This window comes from Thalassospira marina (assembly GCF_002844375.1).
Taxonomy (GTDB): domain Bacteria; phylum Pseudomonadota; class Alphaproteobacteria; order Rhodospirillales; family Thalassospiraceae; genus Thalassospira; species Thalassospira marina.
Genome location: NZ_CP024199.1, coordinates 2,701,276 through 2,722,099, shown reverse-complemented (window position 1 = coordinate 2,722,099; position 20,824 = coordinate 2,701,276). Strand labels below are relative to the sequence as shown.

The 20,824-nt window shown below is 55.0% G+C and carries 16 protein-coding genes; 2 read left to right on the top strand and 14 right to left on the bottom strand.

Annotated elements, in window-relative coordinates:
• Nucleotides 1-87: 87 nt before the first annotated feature.
• From CSC3H3_RS12385 to CSC3H3_RS12355, 7 genes are all read right to left on the bottom strand, one after another.
• The gene (locus CSC3H3_RS12385; protein WP_101285007.1) at nucleotides 88-813 is read right to left on the bottom strand and encodes a GNAT family N-acetyltransferase; all 726 of its coding nucleotides are present in this window, start codon (nucleotides 811-813) and stop codon (nucleotides 88-90) included.
• Between the two features lie 143 nt (nucleotides 814-956).
• On the bottom strand, nucleotides 957-2,084 hold the full coding sequence (locus tag CSC3H3_RS12380; protein ID WP_245881104.1) for a nitrilase-related carbon-nitrogen hydrolase: 1,128 nt from the start codon (nucleotides 2,082-2,084) through the stop codon (nucleotides 957-959).
• Between the two features lie 13 nt (nucleotides 2,085-2,097).
• Entirely contained in the window at nucleotides 2,098-3,150 is a 1,053-nt protein-coding gene (locus CSC3H3_RS12375; protein ID WP_172963421.1) for an extracellular solute-binding protein, read from the bottom strand.
• Between the two features lie 107 nt (nucleotides 3,151-3,257).
• A complete protein-coding gene (locus CSC3H3_RS12370; protein ID WP_101285006.1) occupies nucleotides 3,258-4,052 on the bottom strand; it encodes an ABC transporter permease in 795 nt (264 codons plus the stop codon).
• Complete coding sequence (locus tag CSC3H3_RS12365) at nucleotides 4,049-4,939, bottom strand: ABC transporter permease (protein ID WP_101285005.1); 891 nt, start codon at nucleotides 4,937-4,939, stop codon at nucleotides 4,049-4,051. The genes CSC3H3_RS12370 and CSC3H3_RS12365 overlap by 4 nt, the downstream gene beginning before the upstream one ends.
• Before the next feature lie 4 nt (nucleotides 4,940-4,943).
• Nucleotides 4,944-6,065, bottom strand: coding sequence for an ABC transporter ATP-binding protein (locus CSC3H3_RS12360; RefSeq protein WP_101285004.1), 1,122 nt, complete (start codon nucleotides 6,063-6,065; stop codon nucleotides 4,944-4,946).
• A gap of 265 nt (nucleotides 6,066-6,330) precedes the next feature.
• Nucleotides 6,331-8,067 carry a SulP family inorganic anion transporter gene (locus tag CSC3H3_RS12355; protein ID WP_101285003.1) on the bottom strand — a complete coding sequence of 579 codons (1,737 nt, stop codon included), beginning with the start codon at nucleotides 8,065-8,067 and terminating at the stop codon, nucleotides 6,331-6,333.
• Nucleotides 8,068-8,409: 342 nt separating this feature from the next.
• Here CSC3H3_RS12355 and CSC3H3_RS12350 point away from each other — a divergent pair, with 342 nt between their 5' ends.
• Complete coding sequence (locus CSC3H3_RS12350) at nucleotides 8,410-9,612, top strand: pyridoxal phosphate-dependent aminotransferase (RefSeq protein ID WP_101285002.1); 1,203 nt, start codon at nucleotides 8,410-8,412, stop codon at nucleotides 9,610-9,612.
• Between the two features lie 133 nt (nucleotides 9,613-9,745).
• Here CSC3H3_RS12350 and CSC3H3_RS12345 read toward each other — a convergent pair whose 3' ends face one another.
• A complete protein-coding gene (locus tag CSC3H3_RS12345) occupies nucleotides 9,746-10,939 on the bottom strand; it encodes an acyl-CoA desaturase (protein WP_101285001.1) in 1,194 nt (397 codons plus the stop codon).
• Nucleotides 10,940-11,409: 470 nt separating this feature from the next.
• Between CSC3H3_RS12345 and CSC3H3_RS12340 the strand changes: the two genes are divergently transcribed.
• Nucleotides 11,410-12,306 carry a hypothetical protein gene (locus tag CSC3H3_RS12340; RefSeq protein WP_101285000.1) on the top strand — a complete coding sequence of 299 codons (897 nt, stop codon included), beginning with the start codon at nucleotides 11,410-11,412 and terminating at the stop codon, nucleotides 12,304-12,306.
• 354 nt (nucleotides 12,307-12,660) lie between these two features.
• Here CSC3H3_RS12340 and cysN read toward each other — a convergent pair whose 3' ends face one another.
• The 6 genes from cysN to astD all read right to left on the bottom strand — a co-directional run bounded on the left by cysN (nucleotide 12,661) and on the right by astD (nucleotide 20,754).
• Nucleotides 12,661-14,580 carry a sulfate adenylyltransferase subunit CysN gene (cysN, locus tag CSC3H3_RS12335; protein ID WP_101284999.1) on the bottom strand — a complete coding sequence of 640 codons (1,920 nt, stop codon included), beginning with the start codon at nucleotides 14,578-14,580 and terminating at the stop codon, nucleotides 12,661-12,663.
• Nucleotides 14,580-15,473, bottom strand: coding sequence for a sulfate adenylyltransferase subunit CysD (gene cysD, locus CSC3H3_RS12330; RefSeq protein WP_245881382.1), 894 nt, complete (start codon nucleotides 15,471-15,473; stop codon nucleotides 14,580-14,582). Before cysD ends, cysN begins: the two co-directional genes overlap by 1 nt.
• Before the next feature lie 212 nt (nucleotides 15,474-15,685).
• On the bottom strand, nucleotides 15,686-16,147 hold the full coding sequence (locus CSC3H3_RS12325; RefSeq protein WP_101264576.1) for an Lrp/AsnC family transcriptional regulator: 462 nt from the start codon (nucleotides 16,145-16,147) through the stop codon (nucleotides 15,686-15,688).
• A 214-nt stretch (nucleotides 16,148-16,361) separates the two neighbouring features.
• Nucleotides 16,362-17,771, bottom strand: coding sequence for an aminotransferase (locus CSC3H3_RS12320; RefSeq protein ID WP_101284998.1), 1,410 nt, complete (start codon nucleotides 17,769-17,771; stop codon nucleotides 16,362-16,364).
• 128 nt (nucleotides 17,772-17,899) lie between these two features.
• Complete coding sequence (gene astB, locus CSC3H3_RS12315; protein ID WP_101284997.1) at nucleotides 17,900-19,276, bottom strand: N-succinylarginine dihydrolase; 1,377 nt, start codon at nucleotides 19,274-19,276, stop codon at nucleotides 17,900-17,902.
• A complete protein-coding gene (gene astD, locus CSC3H3_RS12310) occupies nucleotides 19,273-20,754 on the bottom strand; it encodes a succinylglutamate-semialdehyde dehydrogenase (RefSeq protein ID WP_101284996.1) in 1,482 nt (493 codons plus the stop codon). Before astD ends, astB begins: the two co-directional genes overlap by 4 nt.
• Nucleotides 20,755-20,824 lie beyond the last annotated feature (70 nt).

Below are 20,824 nucleotides of genomic sequence, written 5' to 3'. Positions count from 1 at the left end.
CCCGGGTGCTGCGGGGCGGCGTTTCATATGGGTGCTGCAGTGGTCGGCCAGTTTGCTACCGGCATTTGAAAATCATTGTAAGCCGGGTCAGGCCGTTGCCAGTTCCTTGCGCAGGTTTTGCAGGCTTTTGACCTGTTTGCCATTGGCGTCGAAATTTTCCGGGGCAAGCCAGGCTTCAAATGCGGCACGAACCAGCGGCCATTCCAGATCGGTGATGGAAAACCACGCTGAATCGCGGTTGCGACCTTTATAAACCATGTGCTGGCGGAAGGTGCCTTCATAGACAAAGCCATAGCGTGTCGCCGCCGCGCGTGACGGGGCATTCTGATCGTCGCATTTCCATTCGTAACGGCGATAATTCAGCTCGTCGAAGGCGCGTTTCATCATCAGATACATGGCTTCGGTGCCAGCAACAGTTTGCGACAGGGCCGGGGTATAGTTGATATTGCCAATTTCAATAACGCCATGCGTAGTATCAATACGCATAAAGGCGGCAATCCCAACGGCTTTGCCACTGGCAAGGTCGATGATGGCATGAAGCATCGGGTCCGGTCCGCGCATGCTTTCAAGCCAGGTTCGATAACTGTCGATATCCTCAAACGCTTCGGTAGCAAGATAGGTGAACCGTTCGCCCGCTGCGGCAACGCGGTTGCCTTCAAACAGGTCTTTGGCGTGTTTGGCTGGATCGATCGGTTCGACCTGACAGTGACTGCCGGTCATGGCGGTATGAGGGGGCAGGGCGCAGGGTTGCCAGCCTTCGATAGAGCGACCAATGGGTTGTTCAAACTGGTTATGTTGTGGCGCGGTGGTCATGGTCTTTATCCTGAATGATACGCAGTTCAGCCAATGTGATGTATAAGCGGACCCACGCGAAGGACCAGTTTGATAAATTTTATGGGGCCAATTGATGGGCGGGATTTTATGTTAACGCCCCCATACCAATGACCCCATCACATTCAGGCCTGTGTTACCTCGATCTCGCGGGCGGACCAGTTACCGGGCCAGACCTCGGCCCCGCCGGACCTAAGACGGCGAATGGTGCCAATGGGTACATGATGTGCCAGCAATACCGGGCCATCGCCATCGTCGCCACCATCCGGGGTGGTCATGGCGAATATACCAGTATGGCCCAGTTCGGCCTCGCACGGGATATAAACAGCACAGCCGCTGTAATTGGTGGGGTTTTGGGTTGTGTTTATGGCCGCGCCGGTGGTGCCACAGGCGGCAATTGTGCACATCAGTTCAACCGCGCGGGCCTTGGCGCAGCCAAAAACGCGATGATAGCCCGAAGGCTTGCTGGTCATGGAGGGGACCAGCACCAGATCGATATTCTGACGGGCCAGCAGGCAGGATAGGGCAGGCATTTCGATATCCAGACAAATCAGAATGGCAATGCGAAGGCCGCGCCATTCAATGATCGAAAGTTTCTTGCCCGGTGTCAGGTTCCAGTTATCGGGTTCCTGTTCGCCCGGTGTCAGGCTTAGTTTATCCTGCATGATGATTTTGCCATCGGGCAAAAAGGCAAGGGCGCGGTTTGTCTGCCCACGGCGCGGGTCATCGCCGATATGCCAGGGCATGGAGCCGGCCACCAGCATCATATCGTGGCGGGTGGCAAGGTTTGATGCGCCATCGATCACGGCAGGGGCCATTTCTGCCATCCAGGGAATTTCGTCCTGCGGGCGCAGGCCCTCGGGCTTGAAGGCCATCCATTGTTCGCTGGCATATTCGGGCATGACAAAAATATCGGCACCGTCAGCGCGGGCCTTTTTCATTTTGCGGTCAATATGTGCGATCCAGTCATCGATGCCGGAAATGGCAACACCCAGATTGGTGGCCCAAAGGGCGATATTGACGGTATCGGTCAGAAAGCGGGTCATGGTGACGCCCCTGTTGGCTGGCGGGGAAACGGGCAGCCAGACATTGACCTGTTGGAATTGGGCAATGTCTGGCTGCTGGTGAATGTGGCTATGGGCCGCCCTGGTGCGCGTGGCATTCAAGGGCGGCGGCATTGTGTTTAGGGTGGCGCGATGCGAATTGCCGGTTTGGGCCTTGGTGGCGGTGTCTGGCCCGATCCGGGATTTCACGCAGTGTTCCTGATCAGCTTTTCAGTTTGGTCCAGACACGGTTGCGCAAATCGCGGCCCTTGGCAGAACAGTTTTTGCCCGGCACCAGCCGGTCGGCATATTCTTCGGGCATGTTCACGGCCGGGTCGGCCTTCAGGGCGTCATCCAGGAAGGCGTCCGACCCTTTGATGCCGTTCATGTAACCGGCATAGTTCGAGGCAGCAGCGGCATTTTCGGGCTGCATCATCCAGTTGATGAAGGTTTTGGCGTTATCAAGGTGCGGCGCGCCACTGGGAATGACGAAGTGATCGGACCAGAAGCTAAGCCCTTCCTTGGGATAGACAAAGACCGCGCTGGGCAGGCTTTCGCGTGTGCGGTGCGATGCGCCGTTCCATTGCATATGCATGGCAACTTCCTTGGCCGCCATCCGGTCGATCGTTCCTTCGGAGCTGTAAACCGCGACATAGGGTTTCTGCTTTAGCAGGATATCGAGGATCTTTTGCGCTTCTTTCGGGTCTTCGGTGCATTTATCCACCCCGGCGTAATAGGCCGCGGCGGCATACATTTCGACCTCGTCATTCAGGGCACCAATTTTACCGCGCAGTTCTTCGCGCGGTTCAAAAAATTCTTTCCAGCTATCTTCCAGTTTTTCGCCAACTACGTCGGAATCATAGGTAAAGCCGGTCGTTCCCCACAGATAGGTGACCGAATATTTGCGGTCCGGGTCGTATTTCATCGTGTCGTGGGGTTTGGCGACATTCTTGAAATTCTCAAGGCTTTTGGCGTCAAACTCGGTTGCCAGCTTTTCCTTGATCATGACATCGACCATGTAATCGGATGCCACGACAATGTCGTATCCCGATGCCCCGGCCTGTAATTTTGCCAGCATGGTTTCGTTGGAATCATAAACATCCAGCGTTACCTTGATGCCGGTTTCCTTTTCGAACTTGTCAAACAGCTCCTGCGGGAAATAGTTCGACCAGTTATAGAAATAAAGTTCGCCCTCGGCATGGGCGGGGGCGGCCATTGCGCCCATCAGGGCACATAGCGATGCCCCCATAATGGCAGAACACATTTTCAGTTTCATTCTCGTCTCCCTGATCGGTGTGTTGGTTGGCAAATTGCTTGGCTGGGCCTTTTGGGTTTATGTCCCTGCTGGCCGGCCCGGGCGCAGGGTTGGGCAACCAGGCGCGGTTAGTAGCGGACCCGGTCAATCACAAATGAAACGCTGACAAAAATGATCGATATGATCAGCATCAGGGCGGAAATGGCATTGACCTCTGGTGTGATGCCCACGCGGATCATGCCGAAAATATAGATTGGCAGAGTGGTGGAGCCGGCCCCGCCGACAAAATAGGAAATCACGAAATCATCAAGCGAGATGATGAACGACAGCATCGCGCCCGACAAAATACCCGGCCATAACAGCGGAAAGGTGATGCGTTTGAAGGCCTGCCATTCATTGGCATAAAGGTCGTTTGCGGCCTCGATCAATGCGGGGTCCATGCCATCAAGGCGCGCACGGATGGGCAGATAGGCAAAGGGAATGCAAAATACCGTATGCGCGATAATGATGCTGATCAGCCCCAGCTTGACGCCAATGACGATGAAAAAAAGCAGCGTGGCAATGGCGGTGACGATTTCGGGTACCAGCAGGGGCAATGTCAGCATTGCAGCGACGCCGGTTTCCCCGCGAAACCGCCCGCGTGCCATGCCCATAGCCGCCAGTGTTGCAGCCAAAGTGCCAATGACCGTGGCCGAAAGTGCCACAATTAACGAGTTTTTAGCTGCGCGCAGCATATCGGTATTATCCAGCACCACGCTGTACCAGTGGGTGGAAAACCCCGTCCAGATGGTGGCAAGGCGGTTTTCGTTGAATGATAAAACCAGCAGCACAATGATGGGCAGATACAAATAGGCGAAAAAGAAAATCGCCATCGGTGTAATGCCGTGAAACCGCCAAAGCGGGTTGGCGCGATCAATTTTCATGATGCGTCCTCCGGCAGTTTTTTGAATTTCAGCGAATAAACCATCATCGCAATCAGCACCAATGCCAGCAGAACAAAACCGAGTGCCGCACCAAAGGGCCAGTTGCGCGCCGCGCCAAACTGGCTGCCGATCAGATTGGCGATCATCATGAATTTGCCGCCACCCAGAAGTTCGGGCGTTACATAGGCCCCGAGGCACGGAATGAAAACCAGAATGGACCCGGCAATAATGCCCGGCATTGCTAGCGGCAGAATGATGCGGGTCATGGCCTTGCGTTTATTGGCCCCCAGGTCAAAGGCTGCCTCGACCAGGCGGTGATCAAGTTTTTCAAGGCTGGCATAGATCGGCAGCACCATGAAAGGCAGGTAGGTGTAAGTCAGACCGATGGCGACGGCATAGGGTGTGTAAAGAATATCCAGCCCGCCGGTATCGAGGCCAATGGCATTAAGCAGATTGTCAATCAGCCCGCCATTGCGCAACAGCAGCATCCAGGCATAGTTGCGCACCAGAATATTGGTCCAGAACGGGATGGTGACGAGGAAGATGAACATGTTGCGCCGGCTTTGCGGCTGCATGGCAATGTAAAAGGCAGTGGGGAACCCCAGCAAAAGTGCCAGAATTGTTGTCAGCCCCGAAAGACCGAAGGACCGCAGGAAAATTTGCAGATAGTCCGTATTGACCATCAGGTTATCCATCAGGTCGCGTTCAAAAATGAAGGATATATAGGATTCAAAGGACAGGCTGCCCCAATCCACACCGCCATTTACACCGCGTTCCAGAATGGAAACATAGGCCATCTGCACCAGCGGCAGGCCCATGAAAAAGCCGATATAGACAACCGCCGGAGCAATCAGCCAGAACCGTTTATGTCGGGTGAAAAATGCCATCGGCCTAGTCCACCAGAATACGGATGGCGGCGGCTGGCAGCGTGACATCAACCTGATCGCCGCGCGCAAAGGGCATGGCGGCACCGTCGCGGTTTTGCACGCGGGTTAACAGGCGTGTTTGGTCATCCAGGCTGATATGGTAGGTGGTGTCGGTGCCAAAATAAACGACATCATCAATCCGGCCATGCAGGGCGGTTTCGCTGTTGGTACGTGGTTGCAGCATGATGCGTTCCGGGCGGATGGCAATGGTGGCCCTGGCCGGGGCCGGTGTGGGGGACGAGGACCCATTTTGAATTACCCCGGCAAGGCTGACATTCTGACCACCCGGCAAGGCAAGGCTGGCCGGGATGCCGGTGGTGGCATCGGGCAGGATATCGCCCTGCAGAAAATTGCTGTCGCCAATGAAATCGGCAACAAAGCGGTGGGTCGGGTTTTCGTATATTTTGCGAGGCGAGCCGATTTGCAGGATTTTACCCGCCTGCATCACCGCAATGCGGTCTGACATGGCAAGGGCTTCTTCCTGATCGTGGGTCACGAAAACAAAGGTAATGCCGGTTTCGGTTTGCAGGCGTTTCAGTTCGATCTGCATTTCCTTGCGAAGTTTCAGATCAAGCGCAGAAAGCGGTTCATCAAGCAGCAAAACCTTTGGCGCCGGGGCCAATGCGCGGGCAAGGGCAATGCGCTGTTGTTGCCCACCGGAAAGCTGGCTGGGCTGGCGGTCGCCAAATTGGGCCAGGCGCACGAGTTCCAGCATTTCATCTGCCCGGCGATTGGCGGCATCCTTGGGCATATTTTGCATTTCCAGCCCAAAGGTGATGTTCTGACGCACGGTTAAATGCGGAAACAGCGCATAGGACTGAAACACCGTGTTGATCGGCCGTTTGAAGGGGGGCAGGTCGTTTAACGCCTTACCTTCAAGGGCGATTTCACCATCGCTTGCCTGCTCGAACCCGCCAATCAGGCGTAAAAGCGTGGTTTTGCCGCAGCCTGACGGGCCCAGCATGGTGAAAAATTCGTTCTGGAAGATATCAACCGAAACATCATCAAGGGCATGGACCGCATGGGGGCCCGTACCAAAGCGTTTGCTGACCGCGCGCGCGGAAATCACAACGTCCCTGTCTGACATAAGAGTTCCCTGAATTGCCAATTATTGACTTTGGTGCGCGCCTGCCTCGTTCAAAATGGGCGGTTCTTTCGACCTTGGCGGGAAGGCTGCATTCAGGGTTAACGCTGTAATGGGCGAATGGTTTCCAAAAAACTGCGCCAAAGCAGCGTTTTATCGCAATTCATGGTTTTGGCAGCAGGCATATGCGTCCATACCGCGCAATCAGGGCCTGCGCGGTATGGATTGGGGTATTGGTGACGGATCGTTTGCCGTTGGGAACGGCCGGTCAGGCCGCCGGGCGGATTTTATGCAGGGCGCTGGCAATATCGGTTTCAACCTGAAGTGCGCTTTGATCAAGGATGCCCATGCCCGCTAGCACCTTTTGCGGTTGCGGGCGCAACCCAACCAGAAACAGCCTTGTGCCGTGACGGTTGCAGGTGGAGATGAAATGTTCAATGCGTGAAGCGCCGCTGGCATCAATCATGGGGACATCATCCATACACAGGATAAAGTCGCGCGGGTATCCGGCGACACTGTCGATCACGTCGGTCAGGCGGTTGGCAACACCAAAAAATAATGGCCCGGACAGGCGGTAAATTTCAAGATTATCGGGGATGCCATCACGTGCAATCGGGTTGTCTGACAGGGCATCGGGCTGGTCCTGGCGAATAAGTGTGCCGTTGGCGGTGCCCCGGTTTGGCAACGCGGTGTTGGCACCATTGGTCGGGGTTTGCGCAATGATCACGCTTTCAGACATGCGATGCATGAACAAAATGGCCGCCAGCACCACACCGGCCTGAATGGCAACTGTCAGGTCAACCATTACCGTCAGGCCAAAAGTCAACACCAGAACCAGCCTGTCGCCCAGCGGGCCGCGCAGCAGGCGGGCGAAGCGGTCAATCTCGCTCATATTCCAGGCGACGACCATAAGGACGGCGGCAAGGGCGGCCAGCGGGATGTAATTGGCAAGTGGTGCCAACAGCAGCATGAAAACCAGCAGGAAAACAGCATGTAACATGCCCGATACCGGCGATTTTGCCCCGGAACGGATATTGGTGGCCGTACGCGCAATGGCCCCGGTTGCCGGTAACCCGCCAAACAGCCCGGATGCCAGATTGGCAACACCCTGCGCAACCAGTTCACAGTTGGACCGATGCCTTCGCCCGGTCATGCCATCGGCAACCATGGCGGAAAGCAGGCTTTCGATCCCGGCAAGAAAGGCAATGGTAAAGGCGCTGGGCATCAGTTCCATAATGCGCGCGGTTGTAATGACGGGCAGGGTAGGCAGGCTGATATCGGCGGAAATGCCGCCAAACCGCGAACCGATGGTATCAATGGGCAAATTGCCAATGGCGACCACCAGCGATGCCAGGGCAACCGCGATCAGAAAGCTGGGCAGTTTGGGGGCTGTGCGCCGGGCGATGATGATAATGGCCAGCGCACCTAGGGCGATAGCAAGGTTGACCGGGTCCAGCGTTGCGCGGGCCTGCCACAGGGCCTCGATCTTGGCGATAAATTCAGCAGGCATTTCCGCCATTTTAAGGCCAAACAGATCCTTGATCTGGCTGGTGAAAATGATTACGGCAATGCCGGATGTAAAACCTGTTACAACCGGTTCGGGGATATATTTGATCCAGGTGCCAAAGCGCGCCAGCCCGGCAATGATCAGCATGATGCCTGCCATCAGGGTGGCAATGATCAAGCCGTCATAGCCAAATTGGGCAATGACGTTAAACACCACCACCACAAAGGCACCGGTCGGCCCGCCAATTTGAAACCGGCTACCCCCCAGGGCTGATATGAAAAATCCGGCTATAATTGCCGTAATCAGCCCCTTATCGGGCGTGGCCCCGCTGGCAATCGCCAGCGCCATCGAAAGCGGTAGGGCAACCACGGCAACCGTCATGCCCGAAATGGCATCCTGGCGCAGGTTAGCCAGCGAATAACCCTCGCGAAATACAGTGACCAGTTTGGGTAAAAACAGGTTCCAGCCAGAGGATTTGCGCGCTGAGATGTCATTCATGGGGGCAGGTCCGATCGTATGGGTGATTTGTCCACTAAAAGTAGTGTGGTTGATTATTCATTTACCGAAATAAAAATGTCAATCATGGCATGCACAATTTACCCATGTGCAAATCGAATGGGTGGCATCGCGATATTGTAAAAGGCATCCTAAACACCGGTTCGGGGTGGGAAACGTTACTGCTGATTTTTGAGGGGGCATGCGCACTGCGGTAGGGGGCTGTTGCTGGTTTTTCACAATCTTGCTGGATTTTTCAAACCACGTGCGGACTGTGGTTGACGCGGTGGCTTGTTTCACGGTGATATCGGGTAACAGCCTGTTTTCATAAATGGATTACACATCATGAGCACCGCCGACTTCGCCGCCCGCAGCCCGTTTGTCCATGAAGGTATTCGCAAGGTGGTGCGTGATATTACGCCATCGCAAATTCGCGAAGTCGCGCATTTGGGCATGGGCCGCGACAATGTTGTGCCCCTGTGGTTTGGTGAACCTGACCAGCCCACGCCGGAATTTATTCGCAAGGCTGCGATGGATGCGCTTGCCGCCGGTGACACATTTTATCAGCCCAATGCGGGTATCGCCCCGCTGCGAGAAGCACTGGCAGGTTATATGAACGGCCTTTATGGCACCGGGCTTGCGCCCGATAATGTGATTGTCACGGTGTCGGGGCTGAATGCGATTATGGTGACGTTGCAATCGGTGCTGGGGGCGGGCGACCATCTGGTAACCACATCGCCGATCTGGCCCAATATTGTGGCGATCCCGCAGGTATTGGGGGCCTCGGTCAGCACGGTGCCATTGCAGGCGGATACCAGTGGTGGCTGGCAGCTTGATGTGCAATCGCTGTTTGATGCCTGCACCCCGGCAACCAAAGTTATTTTGTTAAATACCCCCAACAATCCCACCGGCTGGATGATGCCGGCGGAAGACCAGGCAAAACTGGTTGAATTTGCCCATGCGCGCGGTATCTGGATTGTCGCTGACGAGGTTTACGCCCGTCTGGTCTATAACGGGCAGAATTTTGCACCGTCTTTTGTGCCTTTTATGCGCGAAGACAGCCGCATCATGGTGATTAACAGTTTTTCCAAGGCATGGGCGATGACGGGCTGGCGCCTGGGCTGGATCACGGCACCGGCTGCCGCCACGGGCGAGCTTGAAAAGCTGATGGAATTTAACGTGTCCTGCCCGGCGGGTTTTGTGCAGCAGGCCGGGATTGTCGCCCTGCGCGATGGCGAGGAATTTGTTGCCAGTTCGCGCGATCGTTACGCACGGTCGCGCAAAGTGCTGGTTGAACGCCTATCTGCCATGCCGCGTGTCATGCTGCCCGAGGCCGAAGCCGCCTTTTATGCCTTTTTCCGGATTGATGGGGTGAGTGACACGCTTGGATTTGCCAAGCAGCTTTTGCTTTCCGAAGGTGTTGGCCTTGCACCGGGTGAGGCATTTGGCCCCGAAGGTGCGGGCTTTATCCGCGCCTGTTATGCGGTGTCGGAAGACCGTATTCACCAGGCGATGGACGGGCTGGAACGGTTTTTGGCGAAAAACTGACCGGCGTTGTTTTACGGCCCGGTTCGGTTATGACGGATATGAAAATACCCCCGGCAGCATATTTGCCGGGGGTATTTTATGTGGCTTTGGTGCCTATGCCGGACAGGCGGAAACAAGCAGGTTTAAGCCGGGCTTAACGCGTCATGCCTGCTGTTGCCGGGACGGGAACGGCAGCAAGCCGGGTGCCAACGGCTGCCAGGAAATAGTCATAGGCGCGGTCGATAATGTCATCAAGCGAGCGGGTTTTGGCAAACATCTGGCGGGCGGTTGCCATGAATTCATCGCGGCTGGGCAGGTGCGGCAGATGAAAGGCCGCCATGGCATCGCCGGTGCGGTGGCGCGCATTTTCCAGTGCATCCTGCAGTTTTTGCAATTCCGGGCCATGCAATGTCGCGCTGATGGTTTTGGCAATGCGGTCCGGGTCAAAATGGGCGGCAAGCTGTTCGGCAGCACGGTTGATAACCTTGGTGCCCAGGCGCTGTTCGTTGCGTAAAACCTGCTGGGGCGGCTGTTTCAAATCGCGGACCAAGCCAATCCAGGACAGGATGCACAGCATGTAATAGGTAGGGTCATATTCCCACCAGCGGAAGCCCTGGCGTGCGCTGCTTTGATAGGCATGGTGGTTATTGTGCCAGCCTTCGCCCAGGGTGAAAATTGCCAGCAACCAGTTATTGCGTGAATCATCACCCGTGACATAGCGTTTGCGCCCGCTGACATGGGCCAGCGAATTGATGCCAAACGTGCCGTGGTAACAGGCAACCGTGCTCCAGAAAAAGCCAACAACAAGGCCCGACCAGCCAGCAAACAGGAAGCAGGCGACAGCCAGCACAATTGCCGGGGCGGTTTCAAATTTGTGCAGCCACATCAGTTCACGATAACGGGTTAGATCGCCAACGGTGGAAAGGTCGGCTTTGTCATGCTGGCGGGCAAAGATCCAGCCCACATGGCTATAAAGAAAACCGCGATGGCGTGGGGAATGCACATCGTTTTCCATGTCGGAATATTTGTGGTGATGGCGGTGTTTTGCTGCCCACCAGATCACGCTTTTCTGGGCGCTGCTTTGGGCAAGGCAGGCCAGAACAAACTGGAAAAACCGGCTGGTGCTATAGGCGCGATGGGAAAAATAGCGATGATACCCGCCTGTAACCCCAAACATGCGCACGACATAAAGCACAATGCCCAAAATGGCGGCCTGCCAGGTGATGCCAGTCCAGATCGCGGCAAAGCAGGCGAGATGAACCAGCGAAAACGGGATCAGCGCCGGATAGATGATATCATCATGGTGCTGGCTTGGTTCGGGTGCCGGGGCGGAGGTCGTCACAGGCATGGTCGTTAATTCCAGTTCTACCGTTCGGGGAATTTCAGGGCCATTATCACAGGCCCGTCATGGATCGCATCGGCCCAAACACCCTGATCAAACAGGCATTGATGCCTGCCAAAGTGCCGGTTGCAACCGGGAAGGGTGTGGGGCCATTATGAAATATGCTTCGTGTGCGATCCTGAATTTGCGGTATTGGACCCTGTCCAAAAGGCTTGGATGGAACATGGGGGTTATGCCCCCCCGATGCAATGAAAAACCACGGTTGATGAATGCCTGTTTGCACCATTTGTGACCTGCGTCACCCGGAAAATGGCGGTTTATTGCACCAAGAATTTTTTGCGTCATGCCCGGGCAAACGCAGTGCGGATTGCATAATGTTGCAGGCTGTTGCGCTGGCACCATTTTCCACATGATCATGCGGGCCAGGCTGTGTATGGTTGGGAAATGTTTTGAAAGATTAAATAAAAGGTTTCCCGATGTCTGGCGGACTGACCCTTGAACAGATTTCAACCCGTGCCAACGAGGAAACCCCCGTCGAAATCACATCAAAACAGATTAATCTGACCAAGACATGGCTGTTGCCCCATCTTGATGCCCTTTATGCCGATTTGCAGCAATTGCGCACGGCCTTTGACAATGCCTATCGCAATTCACCCGAAGTAACGCAAAACCCGCGCCGGACATATCCCAAGGGCTACTGCCTGGAAATCAGCAAGGGTGTGCAAAACCTGCTGCAGGCCCAGATCAATAATCCGACAACACCGGCAATGCAGGCCCTGCGCGAATTTTGCATGCGGGGTGGGGTGGCAAAGCGTATATGGGGCAATCTGCGCAACAGCTATTTCCAGAATGCCTATCAGTTTGGCAGCCTTTATGTCGACGTTGCCAATGATACGGTCAATCCCAGCAAGCCACAGGTGGAAATCCTGCCATGGGCGAAATCGGGCTTTTATGCCATTCGCGATTACACGAAATACGCCCTGCTGGCCGAAGCATATTGGGGCGGAAAGGTTTACCCAAACCGTTACCTGCCTGAACTTGCGGTGATGTTCCCGATCATTTTTGTGAACCGCTATGGCGAGGTGGAATTGCAGGCCAATTACCAGACCATCCTGTATCGCAATATGGAACAGAACTTCAAACTGGCGGAATTGTATCTATTTAACCGCAAAAGCTATGGCGAGCCCTTGCCCGCGCAGTATCACGCCTTTTTGCAAAACGAATTTGGCGCATTGGCCGAACCGGTAGCCGATGATGCCCTGCGCAGCCTGTTTGCCGATGCACGCAAAACCAGCCTGCGGCTTGATATCACCCGCTGCCAACCCATGCTCGATCAGGCGCTTGCGATTGGGAACAGGTCGAAACAACAATAGAGAAATTGGCCGATACTTCTTTTGCCGAGGTGACTATATTTTAAAAGTAAATATAGAGGGCTGTGATGTGGATAGTCTTTTTAATCGTGATTGCTGTTGTCTGCATTTTTGCGATATTTGACTTTGAAATTTTTACTTTCACTATTGTTGGTGTTGTTGGCTTGTTTTATTTTTTGAATAAGTCGGAGGCAGCATCACAATGGTTCCAGAAAGTCATGTGCTGATTGTTGCGTGTGCTTAGAGGACATGAAAGTGCGCATCAAAATGTTTCAAATAATATATTTATTAAGCGCGATATAAAAACACCCGGCAAAATTCATTGCCGGGTGTTTTTGCAAGCAGGTTGCGTCTTGGTCAGATTTCAGGGAACCAGGCGGCAAGGATGCCGAATTCCTCGAGTTTGCTGACAACCATTTCAGCGGCGTCCTCGGCGGATTGATCCGAGGTGTTGACCGTGATTTCCGGGTTTTCGGGGGCCTCATAGGGGCTGTCGATCCCGGTGAAATTGGCGATTTTGCCTTCGCGTGCCTTTTTATATAGGCCCTTTACGTCGCGTTCTTCACACACCGCCAGCGGGGTATTGATGAAGACTTCGATGAATTCGCCGTCTTCAAGCAGGTTGCGCGCCATCTGGCGTTCGCTTTTGAACGGTGAAATAAAGGAAACCAGCGTGATCAGGCCCGCATCAACAAACAGCTTTGCCGTTTCACCGACGCGGCGGATATTTTCCACCCGGTCGGCATCGGTAAAGCCAAGGTCCTTGTTCAGGCCGTGACGGACATTGTCGCCATCAAGGCTGTAGGTATGTTTGCCAAGGGCGTTGAGTTTCTTTTCAACCAGGTTGGCAATGGTAGATTTGCCCGCACCTGACAGGCCCGTAAACCACAGAACAGCCGATTTCTGTCCCTTCTGGGTGGCACGTGCCTGTTTGTTGATGTCCATTTCCTGCCATTTGATATTGGTCGCACGGCGCAGGGAATGGTTGATCATGCCCGCCCCAACGGTGGCGTTGGTATAGCGGTCAATGATGATGAAGCGGCCGGTATGGCGGTTATCGTCGTAGGGATCAAAGGCAAGGGCGCGGTCTGCGGCGATGTTGGCAATGCCAACTTCGTTCAGTTCCAGCGTTTTACCCGCCATATGTTCCAGTGTATTGACGTTGACCTTGTATTTCAGGGTGCTGATCTGTGCGCCTGAAATCTGCCCACCCATTTTGATCAGATAGGGGCGACCCGGCAGCATCTGGTCTTCATGCATCCAGATGATTTTGGCTTCAAACTGGTCGGCATAATCGGTGCGGGCATCGGCGGCAGCCAGAACATCCCCACGGGAAATATCGATTTCGTCTTCCAGCGTCAGGGTAATGGCCTGTCCGGCAATGGCCTGGTCCAGATTGCCATCAAAGGTGACGATTTCCTTGACCTTGCTGGTCTGGCCCGATGACGACACGATAATCGCATCACCCGGTTTGACCACGCCCGACGACACCGTGCCGGAAAAACCACGGAAATCCAGATTGGGGCGGTTTACCCACTGAACGGGCAGGCGGAAGGGTTTTTCAATCGCTTCCTGTTCCACTTCGACCGTTTCAAGGTGGGCGAGCAGGGTGGGGCCATCATACCAGGGGGTATTGGGGCTGGCTTCAATGATGTTATCGCCACGCAGGGCGGAAATCGGAATTGCCTGAATGGATTTGTAATTCAGCTGTTTGGCGAATTCCTGATACTCGGCAACGATACGATCAAACGTGGCCTGGTCATAATCAACCAGGTCCATTTTGTTCACCGCCAGCACCACATTGCGAATACCCAGAAGGGATGTAATGAAGCTGTGACGACGGGTTTGCGTCAGAATGCCCTTGCGCGCATCGATCAGGATGATGGCAACATCGGCGGTCGAGGCGCCGGTTGCCATATTGCGGGTATATTGTTCGTGGCCCGGCGTATCGGCAACGATGAATTTGCGCTTGTCGGTCGAGAAAAAGCGATAGGCAACATCGATGGTGATGCCCTGTTCGCGTTCGGCCTGCAAACCATCAAGCAGCAGGGCGAAATCAATTTCGCCATTCTGGGTGCCAACCTTGCGGGAATCGACCTCAAGCGCGGCAAGCTGGTCTTCGAAAATCAGCTTGGAATCCCACAGCAGGCGGCCAATCAGGGTGCTTTTGCCATCGTCGACACTGCCGCAGGTGATGAAACGCAGCAGGCTTTTTTCTTCCTGGGCCTTGAGATAGCCCAGAATGTCATCGGCAATCAGATCAGACTTGTGTGCCATTAGAAGTAGCCTTCCTGCTTTTTCTTTTCCATTGAACCGGCTTCGTCATGGTCGATCATGCGACCCTGACGTTCGCTGGATCGGGTCAGCAGCATTTCCTGAATGATTTCGGGCAGGGTTGCGGCTTCGGACTCGACAGCACCTGTCAGCGGATAGCAGCCAAGGGTACGGAAGCGGACCGACTTCATTTCCGGCACTTCGCCATCGCGCAGCGGCATACGGTCATCATCGACCATGATCAGGGTGCCATCGCGTTCAACGATCGGGCGTTTGGCCGCATAATAAAGCGGAACGATGGGAATCTGTTCCAGATAGATATATTGCCAGATATCAAGCTCCGTCCAGTTCGAGATCGGGAAGGCACGGATGCTTTCGCCCTTGTTGATGCGGGAATTGTAAATATCCCACAATTCAGGGCGCTGGTTTTTCGGGTCCCAGCGGTGGGTTTCGGTCCGGAAAGAGAAAACACGTTCCTTGGCACGTGCCTTTTCCTCGTCGCGCCGGGCACCACCAAAGGCCGCGTCAAACTTGTATTTGTTGAGCGCCTGTTTCAGGGACTGGGTTTTCATGATGTCGGTATGCAGGCTGGAGCCATGCGTGAACGGGCCGACACCCTGTTTCACACCTTCTTCATTGATGTGAACAATCAGCTCGAAGCCATATTCCTTTGCCACCCGGTCGCGAAACGCAATCATTTCGCGGAACTTCCATGTCGTGTCGACATGCATCAGGGGAAAGGGTGGCGGTGCCGGGTAAAATGCCTTGCGGGCCAGGTGCAGCAAAACCGATGAATCCTTGCCGATGGAATAAAGCATCACCGGGCGTTCAAAGGAAGCGGCCACCTCGCGGATGATATGAATGCTCTCTGCCTCTAACTGGCGGAGATGGGTCAGATTAGGCTGCATTGTCTTTCCTGACGGTAAATAACACAATTAAAGTGTTATTGAATTAATTTCACTTCTACAAACCGGGTAATACGGAATGCGTTCCGATGCAAGTGCCATTTGAGAATTCACAGTAAATTTGTTGTCTCTATGGCGAATTCCAGTTTTAATTTGTGCAATTAAACGGCCCGAATGCGGTAGGTGATTGTCATTTCAGGAAATTAAACCGGGAATCCCTTGAAGGCTTTGGTCTGGGCAAGGGCGACGTGACCAATGAATTTGGTGATGCCCAGATTACCGTGAATCATGTCTTCTGACAGGGAATGGTAGTGCTGCACATCCCGGCAGACCAGGCACAGCATATAGTCGTACGGGCCGGAAATGCGGTAGCCGGCAACGACTTCGGGAATCTCACGGATGGCTTCGGCGAATTTTTTATAATCATCCACCCCTTTGCCTTCGAGGGTAACCTCGGCAAAGACGCGCACATGCGGGCACAGTTTTTCAATGTTGATGACCGCGCGATAGCGTTTGATCACCTTTTCCTTTTCCAGCTTCTTGACCCGGTCCAGGCAGGGGCTGGGGCTTAACCCCACCAGCTTTGACAGGGCAAGATTGGTCAGCTTGGCATTGGCTTGCAAGGCGCGCAGGATTTTAAGGTTGATCGCGTCGATTTTTATCATTGTGCCCAATCTCGTGAGGTGCGGCGCATTGTAGCGAGGATTGATACGGAAAAAAAGAACCCCGGTTGCAAAAAGCAAACCGGGGCAGGCTGTTGGAGTGATGGACAGGGTGCGTAAAGAGCGCATAAGGAGCGCATAACAGGTGGCACCCCATCCATCGGGAGACACGGTCAATTCTTCGCCGGCACTGGCGTTCGGTGGTATTCAGCGGCAATCAGGCAGCAAGGCCCTTGCGTTCTTCGCTGTTAAGTCCGCCAATTACCTGGTCAAGACCCTTGCGCAGGGCATCAACCATCTGGTCGGCTTCGTTCCGGGTCAGGCACAGGGGCGGCGAGAATGCCAGGCTATCTGCAGTGGGAAGCGGGCGGTAAATTACACCCAGTTCGCCAATCGCGGCGACACAGCGCGCAGCGATTTTGTGTTTCAGGTCGAACCCGGTTTTGGTGTCGCGGTCTGCCATAAGCTGGATGGCCCCAATCAGGCCATGCCCGCGAATTTCACCAATATGGGCGTGATCCCCCAGTGCCTCGCGAAGCGAGGTATGCAGATAGGCGCCCACATCGGCGGCATTGCCGATCAGGTTTTCATTTTGCAGAATATCGAGGTTGGCCATGGCCGCCGCACAGCCGACCGGATGGCCGGAATAGGTAAAGCCATGCGCAAAGGCACCCAGTGTTGCCGACCCGTCGCGCAGCACATTCCAGATTTCATCACTGATGAAGGCAGCAGAAAGCGGGAAATAACCGCTGGTAATACCCTTGGCCGTCGCGACCATATCGGGGCGAATGTCATAAACGCGATGCCCGAACCAGTCACCCAGGCGGCCAAAGCCACATACCACTTCATCGCAGATAAACAGAATGTCGTGCTTTTTAAGAACCTTCTGCACCGCGCTGAAATAACCTTCTGGCGGGGTGATCACGCCACCAGCACCCATGATTGGCTCGGCAATGAAGGCACCAACCGTTTCCGGGCCTTCCGCGATGATGAGGTCTTCGAGTTCGCGGGCAAGGCGGTTGGAAAAGTCCAGTTCGCTTTCGCCCGGTTTGGCTTCGCGGTAGTAATGCGGCAGGGATGTGTGTTTGACCTCGGCAATTGGCAGGCCAAAATTGCGGTGGAAGGATGCAAGGCCGGTGAGGCTGGCCGAGGCAATGGTGGTGCCGTGATAGGCCTGGCGGCGCGAAATGATTTTGCGTTTTTCCGGCTTCCCGCGAAGACCGTTATAATACCACACGATCTTCATCAGGCTGTCATTGGCATCCGACCCGGAGCTGCCAAAAAACACCTTGTTGATGTGGTCGGGCATCTTGGCAACCAGCCGTTCGGCCAACTGGATTTGCGCCGGGTTTGAGCTGCCGGCAAAGGTATGGAAATAGCCAAGCTGGTCGGATGCCTTTTTCATGGCATCGCCAATTTCCGGGCGGCCATAGCCGATATTCATGCACCACAGCCCGCCAACGGCATCAAGCTGGCTTTTGCCTTCGGTGTCGGTAATGAAGCATCCCTTGCCCTCGGCAATGATGCGCGGGCCTTTTTCGGCAACATCGGCAACCACGGTGGCCGGATGCAAAATGCTGGCAGAATCCGCCTTTTTCAGGCGTTCGGTGTCGTAAAGGGTCGACATGGCAGGTCTCCCGGATAGGGTGGCGTTTTATTCTTCCCGGTCATAGTGCCATGCCCCCGACGGCATTAAATTTTGAAGCCATGCCATCCCCCGGCAGGGTATGCGGCGGGGCATTGCCGTATGCTCAATTACCGCTGAAAATCATAGATCGGGCCAAGATCAAGCAGTTGGGTCAGGTCATCAAGGGCGGTGCGGACTTCGGACAGGAGCTGCGGGTCACAGAAATCATCGGCGCTTAGGCGGTCGCGATAGTGTTTTTCAACCCAGGCGGCAAGCTTTGTAAAACCGGTATCATCCAGCAGGCTTTTGGGGTTGGTGGCGGCCAGTTCGGCTTCGGTCAGGGCCACGCGCAGGCGCAGGCAGGCCGGGCCGCCGCCATTACGCATGCTTTGGCGCAAATCAAAGAATTTCACCTGTTTGATTGGCGTATTACCCTTGCCAATCAGGTCATAAAGGTAATCGCGTACCGGGATGGTTTCTTCGGCCTCAATCGGCAGGATCAGCATCATGTCGCCATTTTCGGGCAGGCGCAAAAGCTGAGAGTTAAACAGATAGCTTTTGATCACATCATCGACGGATACGCGGCTTTGCGGGACTTCGATGGCGGTGAAATCGGCTATGCCATCCATTTTCCGGCGAATTTCGCCGATGACATCCGGCGTATTGGCAAAGGCGTTTTCATAGTGAAACATCACATTGGCATTGCCCACGGCAATCACATCATTATGGAAAACGCCAGCATCGATCAGGTCCGGGTTTTGTTGGGCATAAACCACATGATCGTCACTTAGACCATGGAAGCGGGCAATGGCGCTGCTGGCCTCAAATGTCTGGCGGGCAGGGAAGCGTGTGGGTTGCAGGTGGTTATTGCCAAAGGCATGTCGCCCATAAACAAAAAATTCCACCCCGCGATGGCCGTAATCCCCGCAGAAACGGGTGTGGTTGGCGGCACCTTCATCGCCAAAATGCGCAACACCCGGCAGGGCAGGGTGATGGGTGAAATGTTTTTCATTGGCAAATGTCGCGGCAAGGGCGCGGCCGGTGACTTCGTGTTCGATGGAACGGTGGAACATGGCACATAGGTTTGCCGGGGTGAAATGCACCTTGCCATCGGCGGTATCGCCGCTGGGTGATACCGTGCCCGCATTGGCCGTCCACATTGGCGATGCCGATGAACTGGCCAGAACATAATTGGGGTTGATCTGCCAGGCTTTGGCAAGGATTTCGCCATCAGACCCGGTAAAGCCAAACACATCGCGCAGGGTTTTGACGTGCGGGCGTTCGTGTGGCGGCAAGACCCCCTGGACAAAGCCCATATCATGCAGGGCCTTCATTTTCGTCAGGCCCTGCAGGGCGGCTGATTTCGGGTTGGAAATGGCGGTGGCATTGCTGGTCGAGGCAACATTGCCAAAGCTGAGGCCTGCATAATTGTGGGTCGGCCCGACCAGCCCGTCAAAATTGGCTTCAATGGCAAACGGTGTGTTGGCGTTGTGTGACGTGGTCATGGGCGGACTCCGTTTGGCAGGGTATCGGGCGCGGATAATGTTTCGGTTTCAAGCGATGCCACCGGCCAGGCGCAATAATCCGCCGCGTAATAGGCCGATGGGCGGTGATTTCCGCTTTCGCCAATGCCGCCAAAGGGCGCGGCACTTGAGGCACCGGTTAGCTGGCGGTTCCAGTTCACAATGCCAGCGCGGCTTTCGCGCAGGAACCGTTGCCACAACCGGGCATCATCCGATAGCAAACCTGCCGCAAGGCCAAAGCGGGTATTGTTGGCTTCAATCATCGCGGCGTCAAAATCATCCACCCGGATGACCTGCAATAACGGACCGAAAAGTTCATCATCGCCCCGTTCGGTGGCATGGGTGACATCAATAATACCCGGCGTCAGGAAGGGCAGGTTCTGATCGGGGCGTGTCATGGCACGAAGGGCGATGGCACCCTTTTCAATCAGGCTGTCCTGTGCATTCATAAGGTTGGTCGCCGCCGCATTGGAAATAACCGGCCCCATGAAAGGTTCGGGATTATGGCTGGGGGCCGCGACAATCAAGCGGTCGGTCAGTGCCAGAATGGCATCAAGCGTTTGATCGCCAGCCGCGCCTGATGGAATGATCAGGCGGCGCGCACAGGTGCAGCGTTGGCCCGCCGTGATAAAGGCCGACATTACGGCGTGATGGGCAACCGCCCCCAGATTGCTTGCATCCCAAATCACCAGCGGGTTATTGCCACCCAGTTCAAGGGCCAGAATTTTTTGCGGCTGTTCGGCAAAGGCACGTGAAAGATGGCGACCGGTGGCAGCACTGCCGGTAAAGAACAGCCCGTCAATGCCTGCATGGTTGGCAAGGGCAATGCCGGTTTCGCGTTCGCCCTGGGTCAGGTTTAAAACACCGGCAGGCAACCCGGCACGCTGCCAGAGCTTTACGGTTTCTTCGGCCACCAGCGGGGTCAGTTCGGATGGTTTAAAAACCACGCAATTGCCCGCCAGCAGGGCCGGGACGATATGCCCGTTTGGCAGGTGGCCGGGGAAATTATAAGGGCCAAATACGGCTACAACACCGTGCGGTTTATGGCGCAATACAGCCCGGCCGCCACCCGGTGCATCGCCATTTTTGGTGCCGGTGCGTTCATGATAGGCGCGAATGGAAATGGCAATTTTGCCCGCCATGGCGCTGGCTTCGGTCAGGGCTTCCCAATGGGGTTTGCCGGTTTCATCGCTGATTGCGCGTGCAATGGTGTCTTTATAATCCACCAGCAGGTTTGCAAACCGTTCCAGAATTTCGATGCGTTCGGAAACGGCAAGGGCCGACCATGCGCCAAAGGCAGCGCGTGCGGCGGCAACGGCATTATCAATATCGTTGCTGTTTGCGGCATTGCCCTGCCAAACGGGTTTACCCGTTGCCGGGTTAAGCGATGAAAAAGCCGGGCCATTGGCGCTGGCCCAGGTGCCGGCAATAAAAAGGCCGGAATGCATTTTGTCGGACATTGCGCGTCCTTTCCTGTTTGGTGCCCGAAACCTGCGTAAAACGGCAGGGCGGGCGAAAATGCGATGTATC